Source organism: Roseobacter sp. SK209-2-6 (assembly GCF_000169455.1).
In the GTDB taxonomy this organism is placed as follows: domain Bacteria; phylum Pseudomonadota; class Alphaproteobacteria; order Rhodobacterales; family Rhodobacteraceae; genus Pseudophaeobacter.
Window position 1 is genome coordinate 1 of record NZ_AAYC01000027.1, and the last position, 2,500, is coordinate 2,500.

Genomic DNA, 2,500 nt, shown 5'->3' on the forward strand with positions numbered 1-2,500 from the left:
TCTGCTATTTCTGTTGTGTTTTGGTTGCGGGAGTAGGATTTGAACCTACGACCTTCAGGTTATGAGCCTGACGAGCTACCTGGCTGCTCCATCCCGCGACGCTGTGTTAGTCCTACCGCCTATTCGGCTGCTTGAGGACAGGGTTACGGGCTTCTGAGCGTATCGCTTTTTGGGCCCGTTTTTCCTCACTTAACGTATAGATTTGTCAGGCGAGGTATTTTTGATTGATCGTTTAGAGAGGATTGTTGGATTTTACTAGGTTTGGCGGTGACCTACTCTCCCAGGGCTTAAGCCCAAGTACCATCGGCGCAAAGGCACTTAACTTCCGGGTTCGGGATGGGACCGGGTGTTTTGCTCTCGCTATGACCACCAAACCGAGTAAAATCCAAGAACCTGCGGTTCTTGGATTTTCTCGGTTGGCGGCTGGCAGCGTAGTTGCGTGGCAACTGCGCGAGAAGCCGCACCCGAGTTATGTCACGATGGTGTTTCGTGACACTTCCAAGAGCGCAGGAATACAATCAAGTGTTGTCCAAGTCTTGCTTGGTGCTTTCTGTTTGGCTGTCTTTTACTGGATCAGATCAAGCCAATCGGGCGATTAGTACCGGTCAACTGAGCATGTTACCATGCTTACATCTCCGGCCTATTGACGTGGTGGTCTTCCACGGCCCTCAGGGATACCTTGTTTTGAGGGGGGCTTCCCGCTTAGATGCCTTCAGCGGTTATCCTGTCCGATCATAGCTACCCAGCACTGCCGTTGGCACGACAACTGGTCCACCAGTGGATCGTTCACCCCGGTCCTCTCGTACTAGGGGCAACTCCTCTCAAGTATCCTACACCCACGGCAGATAGGGACCGAACTGTCTCACGACGTTCTAAACCCAGCTCACGTACCTCTTTAAACGGCGAACAGCCGTACCCTTGGGACCTGCTCCAGCCCCAGGATGAGATGAGCCGACATCGAGGTGCCAAACACTGCCGTCGATATGGACTCTTGGGCAGTATCAGCCTGTTATCCCCGGCGTACCTTTTATCCGTTGAGCGATGGCCCTTCCACTCGGGACCACCGGATCACTATGGCCGACTTTCGTCTCTGCTCGACTTGTCAGTCTCGCAGTCAGGCTGGCTTCTGCCATTGCACTCAACGAGCGATTTCCGACCGCTCTGAGCCAACCTTCGCGCGCCTCCGTTACGCTTTAGGAGGCGACCGCCCCAGTCAAACTACCCGCCACGCAGGGTCCCGGATCCGGATAACGGACCGCGGTTAGACATCAAGAGTGCGAAGGGTGGTATCTCAAGGGAGGCTCCACAGGGACTTGCGTCCCTGCTTCGATGCCTACCACCTATCCTGCACATCACAATCCTGATGCCAGTGCGAAGCTGTAGTAAAGGTGCACGGGGTCTTTCCGTCTAACCGCGGGAAGCCTGCATCTTGACAGGCAATTCAATTTCGCTGAGTCGATGTTGGAGACAGCGGGGAAGTCGTTACGCCATTCGTGCAGGTCGGAACTTACCCGACAAGGAATTTCGCTACCTTAGGACCGTTATAGTTACGGCCGCCGTTTACCTGGGCTTCAATTCGGAGCTCTCACCCCTCCTTTTAACCTTCAGGCACCGGGCAGGCGTCAGACCCTATACGTCGTCTTGCGACTTCGCAGAGCCCTGTGTTTTTAATAAACAGTCGCCACCCCCTGGTTTGTGCCCCCGGATTCCACTTGCGTAGGACCCGGGCCTCCTTCTCGCGAACTTACGGAGGTATTTTGCCGAGTTCCTTCAACATCGTTCTCTCAAGCGCCTTGGTATTCTCTACCAGTCCACCTGTGTCGGTTTAGGGTACGATCTTATGGAGGTGCTATTTCCAGGAACCTCTCAGCAGCCCATTCAATCCAATAAGGATGAACTACCTTCGAGATCCGTCACATTCCTCCTGGCCCAGGAATATTAACCTGGTTCCCATCGACTACGCCTTTCGGCCTCGCCTTAGGGGTCGGCTTACCCTGCTCAGATTAGCTTTAAGCAGGAACCCTTGGACTTTCGGCGAGAGTGTCTCTCACACTCTTTGTCGCTACTCATGTCATCATTCTCGCTAGTGATCTCTCCACGGGATCGCTCACGCGCCCGCTTCATCGAAAGCTCCTTGCGTCCAAGACCTTCCAGAGGAAGGTTAAAGACGCATGGAACTATGTCACACTACGCTCTGCTACCATGCACTATGTGCATCCTCGGCTTCGGCTCATGGCTTGAGCCCCGTTACATCTTCGCCGCAAGACATCTTAATTAGACCAGTGAGCTGTTACGCTATCTTTAAAGGATGGCTGCTTCTAAGCCAACCTCCTGGTTGTTTTGGACGTCTCACCTGCTTTCCCACTTAGCCATGAATTAGGGGCCTTAGCCGGAGGTCAGGGTTGTTTCCCTCTCCACTACGGACGTTAGCATCCGCAGTGTGTCTGCCATCTAGTACTCCCGGGTATTCGGAGTTTGGTTAGGATCAGTAAGCCTGTGG

Annotated in this window: 1 tRNA gene and 2 rRNA genes (1 of these 3 cut by a window edge); all 3 read right to left on the bottom strand. The window is 53.8% G+C overall.

From position 1 onward, the window contains the following. Nucleotides 1-21: 21 nt before the first annotated feature. Nucleotides 22-98 (bottom strand) — tRNA-Met (locus RSK20926_RS21850). Nucleotides 99-259: 161 nt separating this feature from the next. After that, nucleotides 260-374 (bottom strand): 5S ribosomal RNA (gene rrf, locus RSK20926_RS21855). A 200-nt stretch (nt 375-574) separates the two neighbouring features. Beyond that, nucleotides 575-2,500, bottom strand: a 23S ribosomal RNA gene (locus RSK20926_RS21860) (it continues 909 nt past the right edge of the window).